Source organism: uncultured Oxalicibacterium sp., from assembly GCF_913776015.1.
GTDB lineage: Bacteria > Pseudomonadota > Gammaproteobacteria > Burkholderiales > Burkholderiaceae_D > Oxalicibacterium.
Genome location: NZ_CAJYMD010000067.1, coordinates 49,493 through 70,151, shown reverse-complemented (window position 1 = coordinate 70,151; position 20,659 = coordinate 49,493). Strand labels below are relative to the sequence as shown.

General features: G+C 52.5%; 15 protein-coding genes and 1 tRNA gene. 15 read left to right on the top strand and 1 reads right to left on the bottom strand.

Features of this window, described 5'->3' with window-relative positions; all coding sequences use genetic code 11:
* Positions 1 to 33 precede the first annotated feature (33 nt).
* From QZ725_RS11895 to QZ725_RS11825, 15 genes are all read left to right on the top strand, one after another.
* Positions 34 to 2,811 (top strand): nitrate reductase, encoded by a 2,778-nt coding sequence (locus QZ725_RS11895; RefSeq protein WP_293779776.1) that lies wholly within the window; start codon positions 34 to 36, stop codon positions 2,809 to 2,811.
* 153 nt (positions 2,812 to 2,964) lie between these two features.
* On the top strand, positions 2,965 to 3,987 hold the full coding sequence (gene ybiB, locus QZ725_RS11890; RefSeq protein ID WP_293779774.1) for a DNA-binding protein YbiB: 1,023 nt from the start codon (positions 2,965 to 2,967) through the stop codon (positions 3,985 to 3,987).
* A complete protein-coding gene (gene cobA / locus QZ725_RS11885) occupies positions 3,959 to 4,804 on the top strand; it encodes a uroporphyrinogen-III C-methyltransferase (RefSeq protein WP_293779772.1) in 846 nt (281 codons plus the stop codon). Before ybiB ends, cobA begins: the two co-directional genes overlap by 29 nt.
* A 77-nt stretch (positions 4,805 to 4,881) precedes the next feature.
* Entirely contained in the window at positions 4,882 to 6,078 is a 1,197-nt protein-coding gene (locus QZ725_RS11880) for an NAD(P)/FAD-dependent oxidoreductase (RefSeq protein WP_293779770.1), read from the top strand.
* A 161-nt stretch (positions 6,079 to 6,239) separates the two neighbouring features.
* Positions 6,240 to 6,452, top strand: a complete 213-nt coding sequence (gene rpsU / locus QZ725_RS11875; RefSeq protein WP_188382143.1) for a 30S ribosomal protein S21 — start codon at positions 6,240 to 6,242, stop codon at positions 6,450 to 6,452.
* Positions 6,453 to 6,612: 160 nt separating this feature from the next.
* On the top strand, positions 6,613 to 7,062 hold the full coding sequence (locus QZ725_RS11870; RefSeq protein WP_293779767.1) for a GatB/YqeY domain-containing protein: 450 nt from the start codon (positions 6,613 to 6,615) through the stop codon (positions 7,060 to 7,062).
* A gap of 90 nt (positions 7,063 to 7,152) precedes the next feature.
* Complete coding sequence (gene dnaG / locus QZ725_RS11865; RefSeq protein WP_293779765.1) at positions 7,153 to 8,952, top strand: DNA primase; 1,800 nt, start codon at positions 7,153 to 7,155, stop codon at positions 8,950 to 8,952.
* Between the two features lie 208 nt (positions 8,953 to 9,160).
* A complete protein-coding gene (rpoD, locus tag QZ725_RS11860) occupies positions 9,161 to 11,659 on the top strand; it encodes an RNA polymerase sigma factor RpoD (RefSeq protein ID WP_293779763.1) in 2,499 nt (832 codons plus the stop codon).
* A 15-nt stretch (positions 11,660 to 11,674) separates the two neighbouring features.
* Positions 11,675 to 11,753 (top strand) — tRNA-Ile (locus QZ725_RS11855).
* Between the two features lie 138 nt (positions 11,754 to 11,891).
* Complete coding sequence (locus QZ725_RS11850; protein ID WP_293779761.1) at positions 11,892 to 12,896, top strand: site-specific integrase; 1,005 nt, start codon at positions 11,892 to 11,894, stop codon at positions 12,894 to 12,896.
* 423 nt (positions 12,897 to 13,319) lie between these two features.
* Positions 13,320 to 14,315, top strand: a complete 996-nt coding sequence (locus QZ725_RS11845; RefSeq protein WP_293779759.1) for a hypothetical protein — start codon at positions 13,320 to 13,322, stop codon at positions 14,313 to 14,315.
* Positions 14,312 to 15,427, top strand: a complete 1,116-nt coding sequence (locus QZ725_RS11840; RefSeq protein WP_293779757.1) for a hypothetical protein — start codon at positions 14,312 to 14,314, stop codon at positions 15,425 to 15,427. Before QZ725_RS11845 ends, QZ725_RS11840 begins: the two co-directional genes overlap by 4 nt.
* A 1-nt stretch (position 15,428) precedes the next feature.
* On the top strand, positions 15,429 to 16,115 hold the full coding sequence (locus QZ725_RS11835; RefSeq protein ID WP_293779755.1) for a hypothetical protein: 687 nt from the start codon (positions 15,429 to 15,431) through the stop codon (positions 16,113 to 16,115).
* A gap of 272 nt (positions 16,116 to 16,387) precedes the next feature.
* Positions 16,388 to 18,535, top strand: coding sequence for a P-loop NTPase fold protein (locus QZ725_RS11830; protein WP_293779753.1), 2,148 nt, complete (start codon positions 16,388 to 16,390; stop codon positions 18,533 to 18,535).
* 724 nt (positions 18,536 to 19,259) lie between these two features.
* Complete coding sequence (locus tag QZ725_RS11825; protein WP_293779751.1) at positions 19,260 to 20,060, top strand: hypothetical protein; 801 nt, start codon at positions 19,260 to 19,262, stop codon at positions 20,058 to 20,060.
* Here the strand turns inward: QZ725_RS11825 and QZ725_RS11820 are convergent.
* On the bottom strand, positions 20,057 to 20,641 hold the full coding sequence (locus QZ725_RS11820) for an SOS response-associated peptidase family protein (protein ID WP_293779918.1): 585 nt from the start codon (positions 20,639 to 20,641) through the stop codon (positions 20,057 to 20,059). The two genes, QZ725_RS11825 and QZ725_RS11820, sit on opposite strands and share 4 nt — an antisense overlap.
* Between the last annotated feature and the right edge of the window lie 18 nt (positions 20,642 to 20,659).

The following is a 20,659-nucleotide window of genomic DNA, read 5'->3' as shown; positions in this document are numbered from 1 at the left end:
CGTCGTGAGGGATGGGTTTTGCCGGAGAAGAACGTGAACGGGTTATTGCCCAATGAAACACGCGCCACCTGCTGCTACTGCGGTGTCGGCTGTGGCGTGCTCGTACAGACCGATGGCCAGCAGGTCACGGGTGTGCGTGGCGATCCCGATCATCCTGCCAATTTCGGCAGGTTATGCACCAAGGGCAGTACGCTGCATTTGACGGCACGTCCTGCGTTGCAGCAGCAGGCGCGTGCGCTGTATCCTGAATTGCGCTTGGCACGTGACGCTGCGCGCAGCCGTAGCGATTGGGACAGCACGCTCGATTATCTGGCGCGCAAGTTTGCCGCCACGATTCGCGAACATGGGCCCGACAGTGTCGGATTCTATCTGTCGGGCCAGCTGCTGACCGAGGATTACTATGTCTTCAACAAGCTCGCTAAAGGGCTGATCGGCACCAATAACGTCGATACCAATTCGCGCCTGTGCATGTCGAGCGCGGTGGCCGGCTACAAGCAGACGCTGGGGGCCGATGCGCCACCGCCGTGCTACGAAGATATCGATCACGCCGAAGTGATTTTCATCGTCGGTTCGAATACGGCCTACGCACATCCGATCATCTATCGTCGTATCGAAGATGCGCGCAAGGCCAATCCCAACCTGAAGATCATCGTCGCCGATCCGCGCCGTACCGACACTGCGCGCGAGGCCGATCTATTTCTGCCCATTCTGCCCGGTACCGATGTCGCCCTGTTCAACGGCATGCTGCATATCTGCCTGTGGGAAGACATGATCGATGCCGCGTGGATCGATGCACATACCGAAGGTTTCTCGGAGCTGAAAGCCACGGTACGTGAATACACCCCGCAATACGTGGCGCAAACCTGTGGCATCAAGGAAGCCGATTTGATGCAGGCCGCGCGTTGGTTCGGCGCATCGAAAGCATCGCTGTCGATGTATTGCCAGGGCTTGAATCAATCGTCGTCGGGTACGGCCAAGAATGCGGCACTCATCAACCTGCATCTGGCAACGCACCAGATCGGCAAACCGGGCGCAGGTCCGTTTTCTCTGACGGGGCAACCGAATGCGATGGGCGGTCGCGAAGTCGGCGGACTGGCGACCATGTCGTCCGCACACCGTGATCTCGATAATCCGCAGCATCGCGCCGAAATCGCCAAGCTGTGGGGCGTGGACGATGTGCCGGCCAAGCCGGGCAAGAGCGCGGTCGAAATGTTCGAAGCGGTGCGCACTGGCGAAATCAAGCTGCTGTGGATTGCCTGTACCAATCCGGCGCAATCGATGCCCGAACAAAAGCTGATACGTGAAACCTTGCAAAAGGCCGAACTCGTCGTCGTGCAGGAAGCCTATCGCACCACGGTCACGTGCGAATACGCCGATGTGCTGTTGCCGGCGACGACGTGGAGCGAGAAGGAAGGCACGGTCACCAATTCGGAACGCCGCATCACGCGTGTGCGTTCCGCCATGCATAAACCTGGTGAGACGAAACACGACTGGGAAATCGGCATGGCCTTTGCACGTCGTCTGGAAGCGCTACTCGCGCCGGGCAAGCCCAGCCTGTTTCCATACGAAACCACCGAGCAAATCTGGAACGAACATCGCGAATCCACACGCGGTCGCGATCTCGATATCACCGGCTTGTCCTATGCCTTGCTGGAACAGCAGGGGCCACAGCAATGGCCGTTTCCCGAAGGGGCGACGAGCGGTCGCAAACGTTTGTATGAAGACGGCATTTTTCCGACGGCTTCGGGGCGTGCAAAATTCGTCAACACGGTTTACAAGCCGGTAGCCGAGCGCGTTGATGCGCGCTTTCCTTTTCATCTGACGACCGGTCGCCTGCGCGATCAATGGCATGGCATGAGCCGTACCGGCACGGTGGCACAACTGTTCTCGCATGCTTCCGAGCCGACGGTCGTGATGTCCAAGGTCGATGTCGAACGCCGCCTGCTCAAGGAAGGCGATCTCGTGCATGTGACGAGCAAACACGGTTCGCAGATTCTGCCGCTGGCGATTGGCGACGACATGCGTGCCGGACAGGTTTTCATCGGCATGCATTGGGGCGAGGAATATCTGTCGGGCCGCGGTCCGCATGGTGAGGGTACACATGGCGTCAATGCGCTGACCTCGCCGGTATTTGATCCCAGTTCCAAGCAGCCGGAACTCAAGCATGCGGCCGTCAAGATGCTCAAGGCGGAATTGCCGTGGCGCTTTGTCGTGTTCGGCTGGATCGACGAGTCGCAGGTGCTTGCCTTGCAGGCGGCGCTGCGTCCCTTCATGCGGCAGTTTGCGTACGCATCCTGCACGCTGTTCGGTCGCGACAGGGTTGGGGTGCTGTTCCGTGCCGGAGATGATTATCCGGCCGACGCGACATTGATGGCAGAGATCGAAGCGCACTTCGGTATTGCCGGCGAACAGGTCTTGCGCTACGACGATAAACGCCGTGGCAATGCGCGGCACATTTTGATCGCAGACGGCAAGTTGCAAGCCGTGGCATTGGCGGGCGATGCCAATGCTGAAAGCTGGCTCAAGGAATATCTGGAAAGCGAGCAACCGGTTGCCGCGCTGGGTCGGCTGCTCCTGATGCCGTCGTCGCAACCGCCGCAGGCATTCAAGTCGCGTGGCCGCATCGTCTGCAATTGCTTCAATGTCGCGGAAACCGAAATTGGTGATGCGCTATCGACCATGCAATGCACGCCGGATGAAGCGCTGGCGCAATTGCAGGGACGACTCCAATGCGGCACCAATTGCGGCTCTTGCGTGCCTGAACTGAAAAAGATCGTGCTCGCGCATGGGGAAACGGTAAAGGCAGCCTGAAGAAACCAGGCATCGCCATCAAACCCGGTGATAGATGGCGATGCACGGAATCTGAAAGCGGCATATGCCATGCCGTGGCGGCACGTTACGTTGCGCTATTCATAACCCCTTGTCGGCACGCCTTCGTTTTGTCTTCGGTGTATCCTCCCACGCATGTCAAATATCACATCCAACATCACACCTAACGAACCATTCGCTGCCGCCCGTTTCATCAAGGAAATCGGGCGTGGCGTCAAAGGCGCGCGCAGCCTGTCGCGTGACGATGCGTGTCTTCTCTACAGTGCCATGCTGGATGGCCGCGTCTCCGATCTGGAGATGGGTGCGATCCTGCTGTCCATGCGTATCAAGGGCGAATCGGCTGAGGAATTAGCTGGCTTCATCGAAGCCGCCGAAGCTTCGTTCCCGGCGCTTGATGCACCGGCTGGTGATTACGCGCCGATCGTGATTCCGAGCTACAACGGTGCACGCGCCTTGCCGAATCTGTTGCCCTTGCTGGCCTTGCTGCTGGGACGGGCAGGTGCACCCGTGTTCATTCACGGCGTGACGACCGATCCGGGGCGAGTGACAAGTGCGGAAATTTTCAGCCAACTCGGTTACACACCGAGCCTTGATGCCAAGCAGGTGGCAGAACAGTTCGCACGTAATGCGCCGGTGTTCATGCCTATCGAAAAGCTGGCACCACGGATGTTTCGTTTGCTGGCGTTGCGGCGTGTGCTGGGTTTGCGCAATTCGACGCATACGCTGGTGAAGATCATGCAGCCGTTTGCCACACCGGCATTGCGTCTGACCTCTTACACGCACCCCGAATACCTGACGACGCTGACCGAGTTTTTCTCGACGGTCGCGCCTGCAGGTCGCGGCGATGTGTTCCTGATGCGTGGCACCGAGGGTGAAACCGTGGCAAATGCCAAGCGAGCACAGCAAATTACCTGGATTCACGATGGGGAATGCACGGTACTGGTGCAAAAGCAGGAGCCGGTCGATGACATGCCGCCGCTACCCGCCGATCGTGAAGCCGCTACAACCGCAAAATGGATCGAAGCCGCGCTGCGCGGCGAGGTTCCGATCCCGATTTCCATCACCGAGCAGGTGGAACATTGTTTGCTTGTATCCAAGAATCTACAAAGCAGACACGCAGGATCGCATCATGGAAGTCACGAACACATCAGCACCTGAAGTCAAGGCGACAACGACCGCAGGCAAAGTCATTCTGGTTGGTGCGGGCCCCGGCGATCCGGAACTGCTGACCATCAAGGCCGTCAAGGCAATTGCCGCTGCCGATGTGGTGCTGATCGATGATCTGGTCAATCCCGACGTGCTCGACCATGCGCGCGCCGATGTGCGCGTGATTCCGGTTGGCAAGCGCGGCGGCTGCAAGCAAACGCCGCAGGAATTTATCGAGCGCCTGATGCTGGCCGAAGCGCAAGCCGGCAACTGCGTGGTGCGCCTGAAAGGTGGCGATCCCTTCATCTTCGGTCGTGGCGGTGAAGAGCGCGAACATTTGCAGGCAGCCGGGATTGCTGTTGAAGTCGTCAACGGCATCAGCAGCGGTCTTGCAGCACCGGCATCCATCGGCATTCCGCTTACGCATCGCGACTGGACGCAGGGTGCGGTCTTCATCACGGGCCACGGCAAGACGCCCGAAGCCAATCCTGATTGGGATGCGCTGGCCAAGCTCGATCTGACGCTGGTGATCTATATGGGTATCGCACGTTGTGCCGAAATCCAGGCGGCATTGCTGGCAGGCGGCAAGTCGGGCAAGACGCCGGTTGCGGTGATCCAGTCGGCAACCGGCCATCGTCAGGCACAACTGATCACGACGCTGGAAGCACTGCCGCAGACATTGGCTGAATCAGGGATCGGTAGCCCCGCCATCATCGTCGTCGGTGATGTGGTGCGTTGCGCTGATCGTTTCTCGGTTGCATTCGTTACGCAGGCGGCAACGCAGTGTGATGTCGCAGCGGAAACCTTGCCATCCCGTCTTATTGCCTGACATCTCACCGTATATTCCAGCCACGCGGCAGCATGGCTGCCAGTACAATCGCGGCTTGATTCGTTTTCAGGCAAGCCATGACAACACAGTTTGATGTCGCCGTCATCGGCGCGGGTGCGGCCGGCATGATGTGCGCGGCGGTCGCCGGGCAGCGCGGCCGCAAGGTCGTCCTTATCGATCATGCTGAGCGGCTGGCGGAAAAAATCCGTATCTCGGGTGGCGGTCGCTGCAACTTCACCAATCGCGACGCCACGCCACAGAATTTCCTTTCGCAAAATCCGCATTTCTGCAAAAGCGCCTTGTCGCGTTACACGCCGCAGGATTTTCTCGCGCTGATCAAGCGGCATCGCATTGCATGGCACGAGAAGCACAAGGGCCAACTGTTTTGCGACAACTCGGCCGAAGACATCATTGAGATGCTGAAGGCCGAATGCCAGCTTGGCAATGTGCAATGGCGCATGCCGTGCGGCGTGCAATCGATCGTCAGTGAGGGGGAAGGCTTCCGCATTGCGACTGCGCAGGGCGCGTTGCTTTGTCAGAGCATTGTCATCGCGACGGGCGGCTTGTCGATTCCCAAGATCGGGGCGACGGATTTTGCCTGGCGTATCGCCAAGCAATTCGATCTGCGTATCGTTGAGCCGCGTCCGGGGCTGGTGCCGCTGACGTTTGATAGCAAGAGCTGGCAGCCTTTCGTGCCGCTGGCCGGCATTGCCTTGCCGGTGGAAGTCGAAACAGGCGTCAAGAAAGCGCGTGGCTGGTTCCGTGAAGATTTGTTGTTCACACATCGTGGGTTGTCCGGCCCGGCGATTCTGCAGATATCGAGCTATTGGCAATCCGGCACGCCGCTGACGATCAATCTGTTGCCCGAGGTCGATGTCGCGCAGGAACTGATCGAAGGCAAAGGTACGCTGAAGAAAAATCTCGGCAATTTGCTGGCGCAGTGGCTGCCCAGCCGCTTGGCGGAAGGGTGGCTGCAGGTGAATGGTTTCACTGCCGATGCACGCATTGCCGACATGCCGGACCGTGAATTGCGTCGTCTGGGCGCATCGCTCAATCAATGGCAGATCGTGCCAGATGGCACCGAGGGTTATCGCAAGGCTGAAGTGACGCTTGGCGGCATCGACACGCGTGAGCTGTCGCAGCAAACCATGATGGTCAATAAGGTGCCGGGCTTGTATTTCGTCGGTGAAGCGATTGATGTAACGGGTTGGCTGGGCGGCTACAACTTCCAATGGGCCTGGGCGTCGGGTGTGGCGGCAGGGCAGGCGGCTTGATGGCGCTGTCTGGTTTCTAAAATGAAAAGCCAGATTTCATGCGGGTTTGCGCCCCGCTTGTTGTTTCCTTGCCCGCCAATTCGATGATCGGGCTTCCATTTGAGGAAACCGGGTGCTATACTTTCCGACTCTCTACCAACATTGCTTTAGTTAGTTCACACATGACCACTATTCGCGTTAAAGAAAACGAGCCGTTCGAAGTTGCCATGCGTCGCTTCAAGCGCACCATTGAAAAAACCGGTCTGCTGACCGATTTGCGTGCGCGCGAATTCTACGAGAAGCCAACTGCCGAGCGCAAACGCAAGCTGGCCGCTGCCGTGAAACGCCACTACAAGCGTATCCGCAGCCAGCAGTTGCCTAAAAAACTGTACTGATTTCCATGCGGCTGCGCGCTTTTGCGTGCGGTTCGGAAATTAGTCGCAAACCCGCTCCGGTGTTGGTCCGTAGCGGGTTTTTGTGTTTTGAGGTCGGATTCTGACTATTCGACTTTCAAGCGGCTTTCAAGATCGACATTTGATATCAGTGGAGTGGCATATGGGCCTCAAGGAACAGATCACCGAAGACATGAAAACAGCCATGCGCGCCAAGGATGCGGGCAAGTTGGGCGCGATCCGTCTGATCACGGCTGCGATCAAGCAGAAAGAAGTCGATGAGCGCATCACGCTTGACGACGCGCAGGTGCAGGCGATTGTCGAAAAAATGATCAAGCAGCGCAAGGATTCGATTGCGCAGTTCGAGGCGGGCGGTCGTCAGGATCTGGTGGAAATCGAACAGGCCGAACTGGCAGTGTTGAGTGCCTACATGCCCGCTGCCTTGTCTGACGCCGAAGTGCAGGCGGAAGTGGCCGCGGCTATCGCGGCAACCGGCGGCGCTGGTCCGCAGGATATGGGCAAGGTCATGGGCGTACTCAAGGCCAAACTGGCCGGTCGTGCCGACATGACGGCGGTATCCGGCCTCGTCAAGGCTGCCCTGACCAAGGGTTGATCGGCTGCTGCCGACTCAGGGTCGCGAGTATCGTGCATCGTGCACGTATTGCGTGCATCTCGATGCGGCAACACATAAAGACCACGCCAAGTGATTCCTCAATCCTTCATCCAGGATCTACTTAACCGCGTCGATATTGTCGATGTGGTGGGCAAGTACGTCCAGCTCAAGAAGGGCGGTGCCAATTTCATGGGGCTGTGCCCGTTTCATAACGAGAAATCACCGAGTTTCACCGTCAGTCCGACCAAGCAGTTCTATCACTGCTTCGGTTGTGGTGCACATGGTACGGCGATCGGATTTCTGATTGAGTATTCCGGACTGGGCTTCGTCGAGGCCGTCAAGGATTTGGCGCAGGGTGTGGGCATGGTCGTGCCCGATAACGATGATCGTTTGCCGCCAGCGCAACGCGCCGAGCAACAGGCCAAAAGCATGGCCTTGTCGGAAGCGATGTCGCGTGCCTGCGATTACTACCGCAAGCAGTTGCGACAGGACGAGCGCGCCAAGAATTATCTTAAGGGACGTGGTCTGACTGGCGAAGTCGCGGCGCGTTATGCAATGGGTTTTGCGCCCGATGCATGGGATGGTTTGCGTTCGGTTTTCCCCGATTACGATGCCGAGGCGCTGGTCGAATCGGGTCTCGTGATCGACCGTGTCGAAGAAGGCGAATCGCGCCACAAACGTTATGACCGTTTTCGCGATCGCATCATGTTCCCGATTCGCAATACCAAGGGGCAGGTGATCGGTTTCGGTGGACGTGTGCTCGACAAGGGCGAGCCTAAATACCTGAATTCACCCGAGACGCCGCTGTTCCAGAAAGGCAGCGAACTCTACGGCTTGTTCGAGGCGCGGCAGGCGATTCGCGAGGCCGGTTATGTTTTGGTGACAGAAGGCTACATGGATGTCGTTGCACTGGCTCAGCTTGGTTTTCCGCAAGCCGTCGCCACGTTAGGAACAGCATGTACGCCGATTCATGTGCAAAAGCTGTTGCGTCAGACCGATCACGTGATTTTCAGCTTCGATGGCGATGGTGCGGGCCGCCGTGCAGCGCGTCGCGCGCTGGAGGCGAGCTTGCCGTATGCGGGCGACAATAAGGTGATCAAGTTCCTGTTCCTGCCGAGCGAACATGACCCTGACAGTTATGTGCGCGAATACGGGCAGGAAGCATTCCAGCGGCAAGTACAGGATGCGATGCCGCTGTCGCAATTCCTGTTGCAGGAAGCGGTGGGCGAAAACGATCTGAACACGCCGGAAGGCCGTGCACGCGCGCAATTCGATGCCAAACCTTTGCTGCAGGCCCTGCCGCCATCGGCCTTGCGTCTGCAGATCGTGCGTAGTCTGGCGCAGGTGACGGAAAGCGCATCGGCCGAAATTGAAACCTTGTTCGAACTGGCACAGCCGGTGGCACGCAAGCGTATCGCGCCACCACGAACCAAGCGCGCTGCACCGTTGGGACTGGAGCGGCAGATCATGCGTTTGCTGGTGGCGCATCCGGTGCTGGCAGATGAATTCGATGCCGCGGCGCTCGATGCCGTCATGCAACTGGCACCGGATCATGCCGACATGCTTGCGCAACTCGTCAGCTTGTGTCGCGATATGGGCGGCAATGCCAATTTCGCCGCGCTCGCCGAATCTTTGCGCGAAATTGGTGACGATTTCGAGCCCATGATTGCGGAGATCGCTGCTGATGTGGAGTCGGAGGTCGATGTCGTGCGCCTAGAGTTGCGCGGTGCGATTCGTCAGGCACGATTGCAGACGATCAAGGCAGAAATGGAACGAATGACGGTCGGCGGGTTTGCCGATGATGCTGCCAAGAACCGTTATCGCGAACTGATGATGTTGCAGGAGCAACTGAAGCGACAGGCACAGGCCGAAACAGCGGGACGAAGCTGATTTCGCCTCTTGTGTAAAGGGGGAAGGTGTCCCCATATGTTATAATGAAAGGCTTTCGATTCAACATCTTGCAATCAGGCATCGCAGGCAAGAGATGAATCGGGAAGAAAATCAACGAACTTGCGCGGACAGGAAAACATTCGCGCAAATCTGCTCGTAGAACGTTGCAGTCTCGTTTCGCGAGCCCTAACCACTTGGCAGTGATCCAATGGCAAACGCAATGAAGAAACCAGCGAAAACTCCGACAGCGCCGGCAAAGCCCAAGCCCGCAGCAACGAAGTCGAGCAAATCCGTTGAACAGAAGGCAGTTGTCGCCAAGCCGGCAGGCAAGGTGAAAACCGCCACGACAAATACAAAAACAGCAACGCCGGCAGGCAAGGTCGCCAAGAATGCTGCCCCTGCAGCCAAACCCACATCCGGGACCGCAGCCAACGTTGCTGGCAAGTCAGCAGCCAAGCCATCGAAAGTAGCCGTGACAAACAAGAAATCTGAAGTCAAGCCAGCCTCCAAGGCTTCCAAGCCGGAAACCAGCACTGCCGCACGCGCCAGCATGAGCCCGCCAGCCGTCAGCCAGACGACTGACGCCGCCGCATTGGCTGCGATCGATACCTCCGGTTACATTTTGCCCGGCGTCAAGGTGCCGGGCCGCCGTGGCCGCAAGCCCAAGGAATATCAACCAGAGAGCGAAGAGGTCGCAGCACTGAATGCGGTCGAACGTGCTGAGTTGAAAGCCGCAGACAAGGCGCGCGCCAAGGATCGCAAAGCCAAGGAAAAGGCGCTGCTCAAGGACGCACTGTCGGCCGATAGCGAAGCCAGCGAAGAAGAACTCGAAGCGCGTCGTCAGAAATTGAAGACGCTGATCAAGCTCGGCAAGGAGCGTGGCTTCCTGACCTATGCAGAGATCAACGATCACCTGCCGGAAAACATTATCGATCCGGAAGCGATCGAAGGCATCATCGGCACGTTCAACGACATGGGTATCGCCGTCTACGAACAGGCGCCCGATGCTGAAACGTTGCTGTTGTCCGACAACGTTGCCTCTGATACCAGTGATGACGAAGCCGAGGCGGCTGCTGAAGCAGCACTGTCGACTGTCGATTCCGATTTCGGTCGTACTACTGATCCAGTCCGCATGTACATGCGTGAAATGGGTTCGGTCGAACTGCTGACGCGCGAAGGCGAAATTGGCATTGCCAAGCGTATCGAAGATGGCCTGCGTGACATGATTCAGGCGATTTCGGCATGCCCGACAACGATCGCCGAGATCTTGCAGGCAGCAGATCGCATTGCCAAAGAAGAAATCAAGATCGACGAAATCGTCGATGGCTTGGTCGATCCGAACGCAGTGGACGAGCAAGCGGTTGCCGCCGTCGCCCCACCTGCAGCCTCTTCCGATGAAGACGACGAAGAGGAAGAGGAAGAAGGCGAGGAAGAGGACGAAGAAGAATCCAGCTCTGGCGGTGGCGCTGCCGGGTTCTCGAATGAGCAGCTTGAACAGCTCAAGCGTGACTCCCTCGCCAAGTTCGACAACATTGCCCAGCAATTCGACAAGATGCGCAAAGCCTTCGAGAAGGAAGGCTACAACTCCAAGCCTTACGTCAAGGCGCAGGAAACCATCTCCAACGAATTGCTCAGCATCCGCTTTACGGCGAAGGTCGTTGAGAAACTCTGCGATACCTTGCGCGGCCAGGTTGATGAAGTGCGTCAGATTGAGAAGCAGATTCTCGACGTCGCCGTGAATCGCAGCGGCATGCCACGCAGTCACTTCATCAAGGTCTTCCCAGGCAATGAAACCAATCTTGCCTGGGTTGATGGTGAAGTCGAAGGCAACCACGCTTACAGCACGGTGCTGAACCGTAATGTGCCCGCCATCAAGGAACTGCAACAAAAGCTGATCGATCTGCAAGCGCGCGTCGTGTTGCCGTTGCCTGATCTGCGCGCCATCAACAAGAAAATGGCTGCCGGTGAAATGAAGGCGCGCAAGGCCAAGCGCGAAATGACCGAAGCTAACTTGCGTCTGGTGATTTCGATCGCCAAGAAATACACCAACCGCGGTCTGCAATTCCTCGATTTGATCCAGGAAGGCAACATCGGTCTGATGAAGGCGGTGGATAAGTTTGAATACCGTCGCGGTTTCAAGTTCTCGACGTATGCAACGTGGTGGATTCGTCAGGCAATTACGCGTTCGATCGCCGATCAGGCGCGCACCATTCGTATTCCGGTGCACATGATCGAAACGATCAACAAGATGAATCGCATCTCACGCCAGATTTTGCAGGAAACGGGTGCCGAGCCGGATCCGGCAACGCTGGCGATCAAGATGGAAATGCCGGAAGACAAGATCCGCAAGATTATGAAGATCGCCAAGGAACCGATTTCGATGGAAACACCAATCGGCGACGACGACGACTCACATCTGGGCGATTTCATCGAGGACAACAACACGCTGGCACCATCGGACGCGGCGTTGCATGCGTCGATGCGCGGTGTGGTCAAGGACGTACTCGATTCGTTGACGCCACGCGAAGCCAAAGTCTTGCGTATGCGTTTCGGTATCGAAATGTCGACCGACCACACGTTGGAAGAGGTCGGCAAGCAGTTCGACGTCACGCGTGAGCGTATCCGTCAGATCGAAGCCAAGGCGCTGCGCAAGCTGCGTCATCCTTCGCGTTCGGACAAACTGAAGAGCTTCCTCGAAGGTAACTAAGCTCGGCCAAGTTAAGGGCCTCTAGCTCATGCTTGGTTAGAGCAGCGGACTCATAATCCGTTGGTGCCCAGTTCGACTCTGGGGAGGCCTACCAATAAAATCAAGGGGTTACGATGATTCGTAACCCCTTTTTTTCGCTCACGCAGAATTAATGCTGCATTAATGCTGCAATCGATTCGGCCATGAGATGCATCTAGCGCTATACCCTTATTTCAGCATAGGAGAAGTAAGGATGGCATCAATTACAAAAAGAGGACCTTTCCAATTTCAAGTTCAGGTACGTCGCAAAGGTTTTAAGCCTGCTCAAAAGACGTTCGAGACAAAGAAAGAGGCGGAGGCGTGGGCAGCCACGACTGAGTCTGAGATGTTCAGAGGCCTCTACGTGGACCGGTCAGAGGCTGAACGGACTACGTTGGGAGAGTTGCTTATTCGATATGAGAAAGAGAAAACCCCTGGGAAGAAAGGGCGGAAAGCGGAAAAAAATCGAATTGCCCAACTCTTGCGCCATCCACTTGCTCTGAGAAAGCTTGCGACGTTACGCAGTGTGGATTTCGCCAATTATAGAGATGAGCGTAGCGAATCTGTATCAAGTGCCACTGTAAGGTTAGAGTTGGCGTTGCTATCACACGTACTTACAACAGCGAAGAAAGACTGGTCAATTCCAGTTGAAAACTGCATCAAAGACATTGCCAAACCCGCGCCGAGCAAATGGAGGAACAGGCGACTACTGCCGAAGGAAGAAAGGTTGCTAACCTGGCTTGCGTTTGAAGGTAATAGCAACTGTCTTGCGCAGTGCATAATCTTGGCAATTGAAACCGGTATGAGGGCCGGAGAAATAGTCGGATTGCAGTGGAGCATGATTAATCGTGACCACCAATCAATATTGCTCAAAGAAACAAAGAATAATACTAGCCGAGTAGTGCCACTCACAGTGTTGGCAGAGGAGTTGTTGAAACACCATCCTCGCAAATTAACTTCGGATGTTGTTATGGATTACTCAGACTCTAGTACTCTTAGTAATGCTTTTCATAAGCTTTGTGCTAAATGCGGCATTGAGGATTTACGATTTCACGACTTGCGGCATGAGGCCGCCTCGCGTCTAGCACCTCGAATGAAGGTTAGCACCTTAGCGAAAGTCATGGGATGGAAGACTATACAAATGGCAATGCGCTACTACAACCCAACCGAACCTGAGTTAGTTGCAGCAGTTAGAAAGGAAGTATGGTTAAACGCCTAAGGTTTATGGCTGAAGGCAAAGGTCCTCTGACAGTAACTATCAAGGCGCGGTGCCGAAGCTCGATGTTGCACAGGGCCACCAAAGTATTGGCTTTGGATATTAGGAAACAACAATAAAGCCCTAAATCTCAATGATTTAGGGCTTTATTGTTGTCTAGCTACGTCCAGTAACTTTTACTGGAACTCAAGTACCTGCAATGTGCACCCTAAAAGTTACTGCATATTTATACCTCTATAACCGCCTAAAAATCCTGGTATGTAGTGGCTCCAATGGCGATGAAATACTGCCCTGAAGTAGTCCTGCATCACCGCAAATACTGAATTCTCAAGCAAATGAGGTAGGGGGTCGTATGAATATGGGACTCGATTAAAGTCACTTATCCAGAGTATGCTTCTTGGCAACAAATTAAAGGAGTCAGGGAGAATGGCCGAAACCGCGAATATTGCTGAGATAGCACCACTGATAGCAAAGGATATCTTCAAGCATTTCTTATGGCAAAAGCATAAGAAACATGATGAGAATTTCGAATGTTCCAATCCTGAGCATGTGAGTGAGGGGAAGAAAATCCCCAAAAAAACTCATCCCGGTGACGTCGTCTTTCATTACGAGGACCCGTACTTAGGTAAAACTATTTATCTGCACACGGACCTGAAAAGTTATGCGGCCGATACTCTTACACACACCAAAATCAGGTCAGCTTTCAAATCACTTGTAATGACAATTGAATGCGCAAGGCAGTCCGAATCCTGGAGAGAAACCTATTCAGTCTTGGATTCTGAACCGCATGAGGTTCGAGGGCTCTTGTTTATGCTGAATCACGATAACGCCTATGCAAAAGACTTCTATGAAGAGATTCAAAAAACGAATCTCACTACTATTAACATTCCTCCAGGCATACTCATTCACTACCTCGGACCTTATGACATCCAACGTCTTTACAGCATTGGAAACGACATAATGAGGCTGAAAGGGGAATCCGAATTACCAGCGGATTACACTTTTTATTATCCAGACCTTGTGATGGTAAGGCGACATGGTGATGGTGCCGGCCAAGCAGCGACAATCGAGTCAATAACTGGTCCGTTTCTAATCTTAAAGCACGCAGCGGCTGAGAACTGCAAGCAAGGCTTTGTAATTTACTACAACCGAAACGGCGATTCTGTCGAAGAATTCGAGTACTTTCTCGATTGCCTTTCAAGATTCCAAATGCTAGAACCAGACCAAAAAATCAGGATTAGACTAACCAATGGAGATGCGGCCGGCAATCTGAAGTCCGTCTTCGAAAAAGCCAAAAAGAAATATGTAAAAGCTTGGGGATTTGACCCTGGTCGTGAACAGCTTCTCAATAATATTGATATCGACCGAATTACAAGCGTCACTAATACCTATAACCCTGGCGATATGGGGTGGAGAGAATGAAAAGTAAAAAGCCACTCCACGGCGCGTCACTTTATTACGCTTCCGACAAAAACATATTCGACGCACTAACACAGCATAAAGTAGATAACTCTACGATTATGGAGCTTCTTCTTCGAAGAAATACACTAGTAAGCAAACGGACGCCTAGAGACGATTTGGCAACCTATTTTGCGAGACAAATCCATGATTATCAGGACCACAAATCGATTGCTAACCGGTTGGGAGTCACCACACGTCGCGAGCGAATCACGTCAATGGATTTAAACGGCAAAGTGGAAAAAGACGTCGTAACAAACGCAATCTTGGGCATAAAAAAAGAGCTAGAGGAATCTGGTGATGTCGTTCATTTATCCACTGATGGCGAAAAAACCACCATCTCGATTCAATTTACTGATTTCAACTATAAGGTCAGTGAGTTTGCTCAGAGACAGGTAAAGGATGGGACCATTGAGCTCATTAGACATGAGGACGGGTACATTATCAGGAACACTCATAACGAATTCATCAATGACGTGCGCAACACTCTAATTGGAAGCGTTATTAAGGAATGCGAAGAACCTTTGGAACAGGTTTCCGTATCTCTATTTGATGTCCCATCACCTCATTTACGGTCAAAGTTTTTTCACGAGTTAGCCGTAAGCCTGCCAGGTTTCCAGCAAAGTGATGTGACAGCTATTTATGTTTACAAAGCGAAGCCTGATAGCGAGGCAAGCGATTCAGATGATGATGAAGACGAAGAATTGCCCCCGGATGACGACACACATATCGAAAGAGTTTCGTTACGTGGCAAAGGCGTTACTCGTTCAGAGATTTTCAACGAACTTTTGACTGAAGAGAATTACTACATTACCAAGATATCGTGGGGTGCCCGTGAGAAGCTGGGCGATGGAAACGACTATGATATTGAGGCGACATTCACTGACCCTAAGGATTGCACCGGATTCTCTTTTATTTTGACGGGCGTTTATCCTTGTGTAGATGGTCGAATTCTAAGCAAGCGCCGCCCTCCGGAGAAGTATGAGATAGAAAAAATCTCCAAGGTTATTGAAGCAAAGTCACGTGAACTTGTAACTCAATTACGTGTGGAGCATTTAAAGGCTGCGGAGGGCTGAAATGTTCAAAAGATACCGGTGGTATCGTGTCCAGCTACCTAAGAACTCGGCTGCATTCAATGAAGCTGTCGCACAGAATACGTTCACACCTGACACGGATTTCGGATTCTCCAGACTAGAGGACGAGTCAGGAAGTGGGAGCTCCACCTTCCGTTTTTTATGGCGTTCCAAAATAACTGTAGCTAAGTACAACCAAGAAGGCCTTCTCGATTTTGAGAATGTGACGACTGTTCACTTTACGGACTTCACGATATTCGGAATTGATGAAAATATCTTCCTTCGTATCGAAAATCCTACTAGAAGTCTTTCGGATTTTTTTAATACTCTTGAGCGGATATATGGTTTGGGGTTCACCAACAAAAGAATCACCTTTGAAAAATCGAAACCCCATACCGTATTTTCAGCGGTTGATTTAGCCATGCTCACGAAACTGAAAGTCGTTGGTGTCACTTTCGATAACGGTTTGGTAGGCAAAATGGAATTTGAGTCCAAAACTGGAATTGAAGAATCTCAACTCCAGCTCCTTCATGGTATTCCTTACAAAATTGAATCAGCGAGTTATGAATTGTTGATTTCAGGAGTGCGGGGTCACCTGACCTTTTCAGCCAACGGTTCAGTCAAGGTGGGAGGTAATCTTGCCCCTCGAATTTTGCACCTGATTGAGAAAGATATGCTCACTTACATTTGATTGCAGTGTTTGCTTTTTCCGCTTTTCAATCGGCAATCCATCCATAAGCGCTGAATGGTCTGAGTACCTGAAGGATGCTTAGGGCTCTCGCCTGGAGCAGCAGCGGTCCACGCTGGATGTGTCTATGGGGGAGCCGGTAAGGTATGAGGCCCTCGGCCGAAAGCGCCACAAACCATTCCTCCATCTTCATCTTGCACCAACCTACTACCACCGAATCCGAATACAACTAAATACAGATTTCTAATAATATTTACTCGCCTCTAATTACCCGCATGGATACTTTAATACTCAAAGATGACAAACCTCTTCAATGCGGTTCATCTATCGAGCAAGATAAACTTTCAAGAAATTTTTATGCAAGGTCGGTTGTAGCAGCACTGTTGCAAAATGAGTCACCAACTGGACTCGTTGTTTCAATTGAAGGTTCATGGGGGAGCGGAAAGACGTCAACACTCGCCATGGTCGAAGACCTCTTAAATGCGTCAGCTATGAAGCCTGTGATTGTCCACTTCAATCCATGGTTAATTGGAGAAAGAGATGCTCTTTTAAAACAGTTCTTTACTCAGATAGCAGCTGAATTGGAATTACCTGATACTCCCGCAAAAGCTGAAAAAGCAGCGGACGCGCTAATTGAGTACGCAAAAGCGTTTGAATTGTTGAAATATGTCCCCGATGCAGAACCCTACGCTTCGGCAGTAGGTAGCGCTTTTACAGCAGCGGGCAATTTCTTACTAGGATGGGCCCGGCATAAAAAGAAGAGTCTTGAATTACTCAAATCTGAAGTTGAGGTCGCATTAAAAAATCTTGCAAAGCCAATCATCATAATTATTGATGACATCGACAGGCTGTACCCGACAGAAGTTTTCGAGATGATTAGGATTGTCAAATCAGTGGGGGATTTACCCTTTTTAAGTTATGTGCTTGCTGTTGATTCGAATTACGTCGCAAAGGCATTGGGCGTGGCGAACATACCCAATCCAAATACATACCTAGATAAAATTATTCAAGTTAGACTGCCTCTTCCCCGCCTATCCGTCATCGCTAAGGAAAGACTGATTGATGACGCTTTAAATTCACTACAGGCGGCAGCACTGGAAGAACATTTCAAAGACCAAAAAAATCGTCTGGGTTATTTACTAAGTGAAGGGCTTTCACCTTTACTAGAACAACCTAGAGACATTGTTAGGATTTTTAACACAGTGGCTATGATTGAGCCGGGATTACGAGGCGAAGTTGTTTTAGCCGACATCATTGGATTAGCTGCTCTGATGATTAAATGCCAGCCGGTTTTTGAACATATTCAGCGCTCTCCCCATCATTACGTAGGGAATATCGCATTCGAGCGGCGCGTCCTCACGTCAGAAGAGGAGGTGATTAAAGATAGTGCTAGAGAACGCAAGGAAGCGGTAAATTTATGCTCAAATCCCAATGCTACGTGGTCATTAATTCATTCTCTCTTCCCATTAGTGGCTCAGGAAGATAAAAAATTTTCCTACGGCTCTAAAGTCGAAAATGCTGGTCGCATATCGAGCCCAGCTCGTTTATCAGTCGCATTGCAGCTTTGCTTGAATCCACAAGATGTAAGCATGGCAATGGCTAAAAGATACATTGATGATTCTGAATCGAGAGCATCAATCGAAGACAGCCTTATGCTAGATAACTGCACTGAATTCATGGAAGCATTAGGCGAATTAATCTCAACTTATCCCAAGAGCTATGAACCCAAATTGCAAGATTTTTGTTTGTCAGTCGCATCATTAGTTGATAGTGAGGTTATAGTTGCACGAAGCAAAATGGCTCATGCTCCATTAAATCCAGAATCAACGGCCATAATCGCAATCAAATTGGCGGTGCAAGCAATAGCGAATGAGCGAGCAGGCGCCCAGATTGCCCGCCATATCGTGAAATCAGGTAAAGCATTTACCGTAGCAACAGACTTGCTATCTGCGTCGTTCCATCGTTCTAGCACTAATCCTCATTACCCATTACAGGCGTTTACTAACCCGAATGTAATGAAGGAATTACTAGACTCGCATTTCCAAAATTTAATTGATGCCATCGGTAATCGGGCTTTCTTTTCAACTAGAAATCCTGGCATGGTTCTTATGATTTTTGCTCAATTGGACCGCCCTAGGTGTGCCGACCTTTTCAAAGCTATGCTCGTTGTCGACCCCTCATTAGACGACTTTGTGAGTCATTTCCTAGCACTCGGATGGGATAGTACAAACGGGGACTATTTTTCAATCCCTAGCGACATTGCAGTTTTAGAGGCTTATTGCCCACTAACAGAATTAACATCAAGGGCACTATTACGGCTACAGACTGACAACGAATTGAAGTTGCCTCTCAAAGCAGCTTGGCGGTGCATGGCTTATGGCAAGCCTCTCTACGCTAAAGATGGCACCGTAGTGTCTCGATAGCAGTCAATATCATTTCAGTCCTTTGACCGAACCTCGATATGTAGTTTTATAGAAGTAAAGGCAAAAAACGCAAAAAAATATCACATAGCAAAGAAGAAATCACCCGAAGGGATGCGTAGGGCTCTCGCCCGGAGCAGCATCCAGCGGCCCACCGCTGGATGTGTTCTATGGGGGAGCCGACAAGGTATGAGGCCAACGGCCGAAAGCGCCCCCAAGGCGCGGTACCGATGCTCGGGGGTGCTAGCACCCCGGCCCCGACAGCGGTCGGGCAAACACGTTCGGAAAGTTCGGAGCTCACGTGGCTACGTGGCGATGGACGGTGCGCTGCAAGCGCATGGAGAAGGTGTTTGCCCGAGCGCAGCGCGGGGCCGCAGGACAGTCCGACCCTAGTCGGACAGTGGGGGCAGGCCGTCCAGGCCGAACAGCCCTCACGATGTCCGTAAGCAGGGATTTACCCTGCGCGCAGCGTGTTTTTCAAAACACGCGTAGTTCTCTACACCGACCACCGTTCCTAGATGTGAGCCGCAATTTCACAGGTCAGAACAGATAGGGTAGCCGAGCGTTCCGACGTTAGAGTAAGGCCTAGGCTCCCCTAGCTGTCCGACTATAGCGACAAAAAAATATTTCCTAGAAGACCATACAGATTTCGCACGTGTCGTCATTCTCATAATTGGCATGCTCCTCCGGTGGAGCTATACGGAGAAACATATCCACGGGAGCGGCAATGAACAAAAAACATCAAGGGGAGTTGTATCGCAAGGAAGTTTTGAAACTCCTCGCACGAGTAGGTTATGCATCCACGAGACAGATTGCTAAAGGTGTCTGGAAGCGATGCGATGTTAGTACTCGCAAGATGGCTGGCCGGACTCTTCGCTGGCTACTCGACGAGCGTCTGATTGTCTCTAGGCGAGAGTCCAAAGGAGTGATTAATGTGAATAGTGAATTGCTGTACGCACTGACCTCTAAAGGAACTATGGAAGCTCGTCGTGTTGGTTCTCCGCTTGTCGCTGAAAAACTCCATGCACGAGACTATTTGAAGAACTCACATAGCCATCGAACTGCGTGTAACAGTGTGTTCGTCGCGCTACCAAACCAAGTAGTCTGGTCTGAGCTTGAAGTACGCGCAAAAATCCCGCGATTGCATACCTTCAATTACACCTTTGAAGATAACGTTATCAGCAAAATCCCAGACCTCATTGCGGTAACTCCCGAGAATCGGTGGGAGTGGCTTGAGGTGGAGAATTCTTGGCGTAGCGAGAAGGACCTATTGAAGGTTCGGGATTGTATTCGTGCGATGTTCCGTAGAGAGAACCATATAGGATGCATGCATTTTGTCGTAACTGTGCCTGGAGCTCGGACAATTGGAACGCGCCTTGCCAAGTTGATGACAAGCGAGAATTTTGATAACTATTTAAATACTGGAGAGCTTGATACTCAAATCTTAGAGAATCATTTAAAAATATCTGTGTTAAATCATGAAACGATGACGCTGACGGAATTAGATTGGAAGAAACAAAAAGGTTAGAAGAGCTCACCATCGGGCTCAGATTCTTTCTCAATCTTCGACATGCGCGCTGCTTTTGGAGCTGGCTCTGCCAAGAGCTTTTCTGCGTAAGGTCTGAGATATGTTGGAGCTGCTTCAAGCGGCGCTTGAAGCCACTCGTCTATCTGCTCTGGCTCCAATAAGACAATCATCCTTTTCTCGTCTTCTGGCTTATGAAATCGCTTCATCAAGGGATGCTCATCTGCATTGATGGTCAGCATCGTGAAGCTAACTAATGGATGGTCGTCAGGACCGCCGTTTGGTCTCCATTCCCACAAGCCTGCGACAGCTAGTGGGATTCCATCCGCATGCTGGATTTGCCAACGGACCGCCTTACCGCTTTCATAGGTTGGCTCAAAGAAATTTTCAACGGGTATGACACAGAACTGTCGACGCCTCCATGCAGTCCTAAATGAGGGCTTAATCGCGATAGTTTCGGTACGTGCGTTGTATGTGGACCTCGCCAATTTGAGGTCTGCCCAGGAAGGCACTAGTCCAAACATCCCGAAGTCTACTTGGCGTTCGAAAGACTCCTCTGGCCCGAGCCCTTCGGCGGTTCTTATTACGGGGGCGAGATAGCC